The organism is Achromobacter xylosoxidans, from assembly GCF_002192695.1.
Taxonomy (GTDB): Bacteria; Pseudomonadota; Gammaproteobacteria; order Burkholderiales; family Burkholderiaceae_B; genus Achromobacter; species Achromobacter xylosoxidans_C.
Window position 1 is genome coordinate 230598 of record NZ_MTLG01000112.1, and the last position, 7447, is coordinate 238044.

Consider the following 7447-nt stretch of genomic DNA (forward strand, 5'->3'; position numbering starts at 1 on the left):
AATGAATGGCCCCACCCAACTAGAAACCGAAGCCCAGTGGCTTGCCGATTTGAACGCGCGTGAGAGCGGGATCAGAACCAAGGAAAGCGAAATCGCCGGCCGCGAAATCTCCGTGGCTGCACGTGAAAAGCAGGCGACTGCAGAGCGTCAAGCCATCGAGCAAGACAAGGCCAAATTGACGCAGCGCGAGCAGGCCGTCACGCAGGCCGAGCAAAAGCGCGATGCAGGCTTTGCCGCTGAACGAGCCGCGCTGAACGATGAGCTGCGTGAAAAGCGCGTCCAGGGCGAAAAGGAGATCACCCATACCCGAGAAAATAAACTAACTGCTCTGGAAGATGAAATTGCCAGACTGAAAGCGAAGCGCTTGGAGGCGGTTGCCCATGCCGAAGACGTCGAACGGGAGCGCATCAGAGCGGAAATCGCCAAGGAGCGCGATGCATGGGCAAAACAACAGGATGACGCTCGACATCGGTTGAACTCAGATCGCACGGAATTTGAAAAGCAAAAAGGCGCACTTTCTGCCTTGCAAAGCGAAGTCGAAGGTAGGCAGGCGGAGCTTGAGACTTCAGAGCGAACACTCGAACGCAAAGAACAGCGGTTGGAACAGCAGAACCAGAGGCGCAGCGAGCAACTGGACGATGAGGTTGAGAGGCGTGTTGAGGATCGCCGCAAAACGCTAGAGGCTGCTCAGGAATCTGCCAAAAAGGAAAACATTCGGCTGCGCGAGGCGCTTCACACTCAGGACCAACTTCTCGGCGCATTCGAGCAGTTAAAGCGGCAACTTGGTGGCAAAGACCCGGCTGAAATTCTGCGCGCGCTGAACAGCCAAGCCGACGAACTCAAGCGCTTGCGAGAGGAACTTGCCACCCGTCCTACCGAGGAAATGCGTGAGCGGTATCAAGCCCTTGAATCGGAAGCCAAGAATCAGAAGGCACGGGCAGACCAGTTAGAACGGCAACTTGCCACTAATGAGGCTGCGGTCGCTGAAATTGGCGAGCTGCGCCGTCAAGGCTCGGAGCTCAACGCCGAGAACAAATCTCTGGCGCAAAGGGCATCTATCTTCGAGGGAGCAGCCAACGAAGCACAAGCCGAACTCAACCGTTTGCGTGCAGCTTATGAGCGCCCCGCTGAAGTTGCCGCTCGCTACAAAGAAATTGAGATGCCGCACATCAGTGTGGATAAGGTCAAGCAGCCGGTGCAGCACGAGATCGATGAGCTAACTTGGCTCACTGGGATTGGCAATGCTTGCGACACATATGGGCTACATTTCAATCCGCGTATTTTGAAAGCTTTTCATACAGCGCTCAAAACAGCTGAATGGTCGCCGCTCACTGTCCTGGCGGGGGTTTCTGGAACCGGAAAATCAGAACTCCCGCGCCTCTACTCGCACTTTGGCGGCATTTATTTCGAGCCGCTGTCTGTCCAACCGAATTGGGATTCGCAGGAATCCATGCTGGGTTTTTTCAATTCCATAGACAACAAGTTCGATGCGCAGCCGGTGCTGCGCTTTCTCGCGCAAAGTCAGATATCAGGCCACGAACGATATGAACAGCGTATTAAACGTTGGCAGAGTATGTCGCCGGATCAGCAAATGGCACTTGACCCTGAGAAGGACAAAAATCTAATTGAAGCGTTGAAACAAGCAGATTATCCAGGATTGCAGGACGCAGTGTGTCTGGTTCTGCTTGATGAGATGAATCTAGCACACCCCGAGCTTTATTTTGCGGATTTCTTGAGCAAGCTAGAACTGCGGCGTGGCAGAAAGGGTAATGACGTCCCGTTCATCCCGGTGAAAATCGGCGCAGGCATGGAGCCCTATAAACTTCCCCTCGGTCGCAATGTGCTTTGGACAGGGACGATGAACCAAGATGAAACCACCAAGTCACTTTCAGACAAGGTGCTTGATCGATCCATCATCATCAACTTTCCGCGCCCGACGGAGCTCAAACGCCGCCTGAAGCTTGCTCCACTTGATGACAAAAATCGAGGCCCAGCGCTACACAAAACGTCGTGGCAGAGTTGGCTAGCGCAAGGCAGCAACTTCTCCGACGATCAGGTCAGCCCGTTCAAGAAATTCATTGAAGGAATCAATGCCTCTCTCGCGGTCACAGGCCGTGCTCTCGGTCACCGCGTTTGGCAATCCATTGAATACTACATGGCCAATTACCCGGATGTTCGTGCTGCACCCGATAAAGATGCGCTTGCCAGGGCTATGCATGTCGCCTTCGAGGATCAACTCGTGCAGAAGGTCATGCCCAAGTTGCGGGGTATAGATACACGCGGCAAGAGCAAGACGGAGTGCCTGGACAGGATTCGTGGACAGCTCGTTACAGGAATCGGGAGTAACTCATTCAATCTGGCCGAGGATTTCGATCTCGCCTGCGATCTTGGATATGGTCAGTTTATCTGGCAATCAGCAAACTACCTAAACGCCGGCGATACTATCTCTGATAAAAAACCTACGGCTGCTCTGGCGCCGGACGGGAGCGAAGAGCCACATCCACTTTTTATGAAAGAATCAGATGCAGCCAAACGCCGTAAACTCTGGAGCGCAAAGACACCTGAGCAACGAAAAGAGCTTAGTGAAAAGCTAGAAGCGAATGCCGGAAGGGTTCCACATAACTCATGACAGTCAATCTAAAAAAAATCTATGTGGGTTATCGCGCTAAGGAGAAAATTTCTAGCGCCTTACTTGAACAATTAGATTGGTTTTATCGGGCTGCAGATTTCGATCCGAAAACAGGTTTGGCGTTGCCGCAGGCATTGTCTTCTTTTTTGAAGAAAATTGCGCAGCCTGTAAATAACAGCATAATCCATGATCGGCTTTGGCGTATCACAGAGCACAGCCGTGCTGCACTCGAACATCTAATGAGATCACTCAACGAGAGCCCGCGTCGTGAGCAAGCGTTGATGCCCATTCATGCTGTGCGCGAGCTCGACGCTAACAGTTTTATAAAACTCAGCAATCGCCCAGGGCGTACCATTCGAGAAAAACTTGCTGGTAAGCCTCATATGCAGGCTGTGCGTCGTTTTCAATCTGTCGATCTGCCCGAAAATCGTCTATTGAAGGCATTTGTTCGCCATCTTGTTGAACTGCTTGAATTTCGCCTAGATTACCTCGGCCATGAAGACGAGATTCTGCCAAAAATACAATCTTGGCTGCACTCCGAAGAAGCCCAAGCGATTGGCAACTGGGACAATCTGCCACCCAATAATACGCTACTCTCGCACCGTGATTATCGACGCATTTGGGATTCATGGCGGTGGCTACAGACCTTGGATGATGATGTCGCTGGCGACTTTGTCCAGGTTGAGGCACGTGACAAAACGATGCGCTTATGGAGACAATGCGCGCAAATGTGGTCTTCCGGAAAACATCTATTTTCTGAGATGCCGCTTATTTTTGACTACGAGAAGTTTGAGATACTTCCCTGGTCTTCAAAACCGCCCTTGTTCAATACATCAAGGAAGAATATTTCGCGGCATAGCCTGCAATGTGAAATCACCGATCCAGTTTGTGTTGATTTCACGTCCTTGCGCCCGAGTTACGACTGCGGCGACGGTGCATTCGCACAGTCTTTGCCTGATACGTTTCTGTGGCAGCAATGGAGGCGCGATGATGAGAGCATCGACATCGAACTCTTCCACTCCGATGCAGTTTGGCTTCATCCGCAATCGATAACCATATCCGGGCCAGACCTCTTATTTGCCAAAGGCAACACATCAGAGAACTGCGACCGTGCCGCTCGCGCATTCACTATTCGGCTGCACGAGATTTTCAGGAATGACACACTCTACTGGCTGGTTCCGGATTTTCTCAACGACTTTGAACTTGAGCTTATCCGTCGCAATCTCAATGCTCGTTTCTCCAACGCTGAACCGTTACCGCGCAGCGTGGCAGCAGTTTTCGCGCTGGCTGATCCAGAAAAAATAAAGGGTGAGGGTTATGCCGTCGTTGTTGTAGATACCATTGGCAACAAGACCTGTGCAGTCAAGCTACTTGCCAAATTCGACGAGAACCTGAAAAAACGTCTTCCCATAACTCGCGGATTTTATTGGGAGCGCTGTCCACCAGTTATCATTGCTAACGCGGATGATAATAGAACCGAATTTCAAGGCTACGATATTAGCGTGGTTGATGCCCAAGAACGGTGGCACGATGCAATTCCCGCTAGCAGGAGCGGATACATCGATCCCGAGCACCTCAAGCGCGATCGGCGTATCGGAGGCTTCGCGTTCTGCATCAATCTAACGGGAAGCCCCGTTGCAGGTGGCGTCCGCCTACATACCCTCCAGCAACAAGCAGGTGACATTCCGCTATGGCGTGATCAAATCCCAGAACTTTCAATCAAGGTGATGAAAGATGGCCACTACCAACGCTTTCACTTGGTTTCACGTGGGACAACTATCAAGCCTGTTCGCGGAAAACCCGTGTTCATTCCCATTGCTGAAGAATTCACACTTCTAGCAGGAAAACAGCATTACTCGTTCCCACTCTACATCGGCAGCAATGCTGACGACCTTGGCTTTTCCGCTCGTCTCGATTCACCCGATTTTCCGCTAAAAGGTGATGTCCTGTGTGATTTAAACTTGACCTTTGAATACGGCGCAGACACCCCTTATAAGCTTGTGTTCACTCCACGCGCAGAATCAATTCGACCCATGCGGGCAACGTGGCAGCGCATGGACGAAATCGTCATCAGCGATGCCCCCGCGCCAGAATATCCAACGCCGATAACGTGGTCAGATTTGCGGATTTTCCCGAAATCCGGCAGTAATGAAACTACCGACTTGCTCGACTGGATGCAGAGGGGAATTGCACAGCTTGACCGCCATCTTTATATCCGTCCCAAGCCACGGATAACAGGTGAAATAAGCAGCGCATGGAAGATTGATAAAAAAGGAGGGAAATTTACCTTTGCGGCTTGCGATGCAGTGGAGGACTCCGTTTTCATCCATCAGAATAGCTTTATTCATGAATTGAATTTCGTTGACTTTTCAGAGGGGCAGGAAATCTCATTCGAGCTTCGAGAGCGCGAAGGGAAATACTCTGGCTGGAAAGTGGCTGGCCCGACATATAAGGATGCGGTGCATTTAAAGTTTTTTGATAAGGAATCAGAAAAAGACTTAGTCGCCAATATTCGCAAGAGCCTTTATTTTCCAGTCATTCAGGTTTGGCGTGATGGTCGCTCGATCAGTGATCCGGAATGCCCGCAAGATTTTAGCGCCGCAATGAAAATTAATTGTGAGTATCTCGTTGCCCTATTGTCAGAAGATGAGCTTCCTGAATCAGTGAGGGCAGAAATTATATTTCTGCTTTTCTGTATGCATAAAGATGTGCCTGACGACTGCATTCAGTTGATCTTCGATAAGATCAGAGATGGTAATATTCTTGAAAAGAGCCTGGTCGGTTTCGCGCTTGGTGATGTTTCAAAGCAATGGCAATATGATTTGCTATCAAAACTTGTTGAGAATCTGACAGGCGATGTGCTTCGCATTTTTTCTTACGCCATCTGGCGAGAGCAGAATTTCGTTGATAAAATATGCCTCGCGGACATGCGTAGCATTCTGAATACTCTGAGCATCATGCTTGGTAACATAAAGCAGTGTCCGCCACGGAAATACGAGAAAGACGAATGGACTGCGCGTAATTGGATTCGTTCTACAACGGAGCCACTTGAACTTTTGCTAGGCCTGCTGCGCACCCGGGCATCGTCCAACCCTGAAATCAAAATGCTCCTTCAACCGCATCAAAAAATAACTAAAGAATTTGCGAAGCAAATTGAGCATGTAACTGAAATCATCTTGCAGTCGGATATTCCTCTTTTTTCCCGTGTGCAACTCAATCTCCAGAAGCCGAAGAGCGATCGCGCGCCCGATTTACTTTATGCACTGCGACTTTACCTCGGCGGGGATGACGGAGCGGACGCGATTCACATCTCCAGTGTTTCTGATGGAAATTCTGATTGAAATTTAAGCCTCATGGGTTATTTGACTAATTGATGGTTTTTGATTTAATCAAAAATAGATATGGATTATTTGAGGCCGGAAGATCGAAAACCATTTGTGGTTTGATAAGTAAATAGCCATGTAGCTTCCTCGATTTTCTGGGGCCTGTGACTTCGCACGTCCAGATGTTCAAACCACTCGGCTGCTTGCGATGTAATTGCAGTCGCTCGAAGCGCTTCTGCACCCACTGCCAATCCTGCAGGTTCTCCTGTTTGGCCAGTTTGCCTACCTGCGGGTGTTCTTGGGCATAGCGCTGAAATACGCCGGGGCTGACTAGGTAGGCGGTGTCGCTCACGGTATGCACCAGCGCTTTCGCATCATTGATGATGAGTCGCCGCGTGGCGATGCCCTGTTTCAGCCACGCCATGAAGTGTTCGCCGGATGGCTGTGCCGTCGAGGATGTGGAGGTCGGCGGCGAAGGCGCAGCGGCGGCCAGGGTCGGCAGTGGCGCATCCGAGAGAACGATGGGTGCTTCGTCCGGGGTGGTTTCCACATCCTGATCGTTGGTTGGCGAGTTTCCTATTCCTACCATCGCCAGCATGTCCTCCATGGCGTCAGGGATGGCCAGGGCCTTGGGCGGAAGGGCCGATGCGATTCCACGACCTTCCACTGGCGGAGCGTTTTGGTTTTCCAAGGCTGACGCCGCGCCGTCCGCAGAAAGGGGGGCTGCTGCCTCGGCAGCTTCGCCTGCCAGTGCCGCGTCGATCGTCACCATCCCTGCAAAGGGTGCTGGTCGCTCACCAGATTCCCAGATCAGCGCGGGCGCGAGGCGCAACAGGGTGAACGAGTGAGTCCAGCCGGTGGAACTGGTCACGGTAGCGCGCCAGATCGCTTTGCCGTCCGGCGTGGACTGCAACATGCCGTGGTCCTGCAGCACGTTGAACACGGCGGTGTTGTTCGCAGGGATGCCGTCGATACCCTGGGATAGCAAGTGCGCCCGCAGCTTGTCCGAGACCGTTTTGCTGACCAGCCACAAGCCATCTTCGGTGAGCCAGCCATCGGAGGCTTCCGGCTGGTTCAGCTTCAACTGTTCCTTGAGCAGGTAGCGCAAGCCATCGAGCAGCTTGCGTTGCAGCGCGTGCTTGGGTGCGGCCATGGCACGTGTGGGGTCGCCACCCAGTTCCTGGGCCACGGAAGCCCGGTCGGCCTGCACCACCAGTTCGCCCAGCACCCCTGCATGCTCGTACTGCCCGGCCAGGACATAAAGCAGCGGCGCCCACAGTGATGGGTAGCTGCTGAGCCAGTCCAGGACTTCTCGGTCAAGCAGTTGGTGGTAGAGCAAACCGCTTGCGGCGCTGTGCAGGCGGTACTCGCGATCGTCACGGTAGCGGAAGCGGTATGGCTGGTGTAGCGGGCCGTGCCACGGATGCCAGGTATTGCCGTCGGCCAACTCGACGTGCAGATCGACGGCGATCTTGCCGATGTCGTGCAGCAGGGC

The 7447-nt window shown here is 52.3% G+C and carries 3 protein-coding genes; 2 read left to right on the forward strand and 1 reads right to left on the reverse strand.

Annotated features, from left to right (window positions below; all coding sequences use genetic code 11):
* Position 1 precedes the first annotated feature (1 nt).
* Positions 2–2629: a chromosome partitioning protein ParA gene (locus tag BRO63_RS28395; RefSeq protein ID WP_033981974.1), complete on the forward strand. Its 2628-nt coding sequence runs from the start codon at positions 2–4 to the stop codon at positions 2627–2629.
* Positions 2626–5970: a DUF2357 domain-containing protein gene (locus BRO63_RS28400; protein WP_033981972.1), complete on the forward strand. Its 3345-nt coding sequence runs from the start codon at positions 2626–2628 to the stop codon at positions 5968–5970. The genes BRO63_RS28395 and BRO63_RS28400 overlap by 4 nt, the downstream gene beginning before the upstream one ends.
* Positions 5971–5995: 25 nt before the next feature.
* Here the strand turns inward: BRO63_RS28400 and mobH are convergent.
* The coding region (gene mobH / locus BRO63_RS28405) for a MobH family relaxase (protein WP_088142974.1) at positions 5996–7447 on the reverse strand (1452 nt) is incomplete at its 5' end.

What these genes read in the sequence shown, in the direction of transcription:
- BRO63_RS28395 (WP_033981974.1), top strand. Translation starts at nt 2, where the DNA reads ATGAATGGCCCCACCCAACTAGAAACCGAAGCCCAGTGGCTTGCCGAT.
- BRO63_RS28400 (WP_033981972.1), top strand. Translation starts at nt 2,626, where the DNA reads ATGACAGTCAATCTAAAAAAAATCTATGTGGGTTATCGCGCTAAGGAG.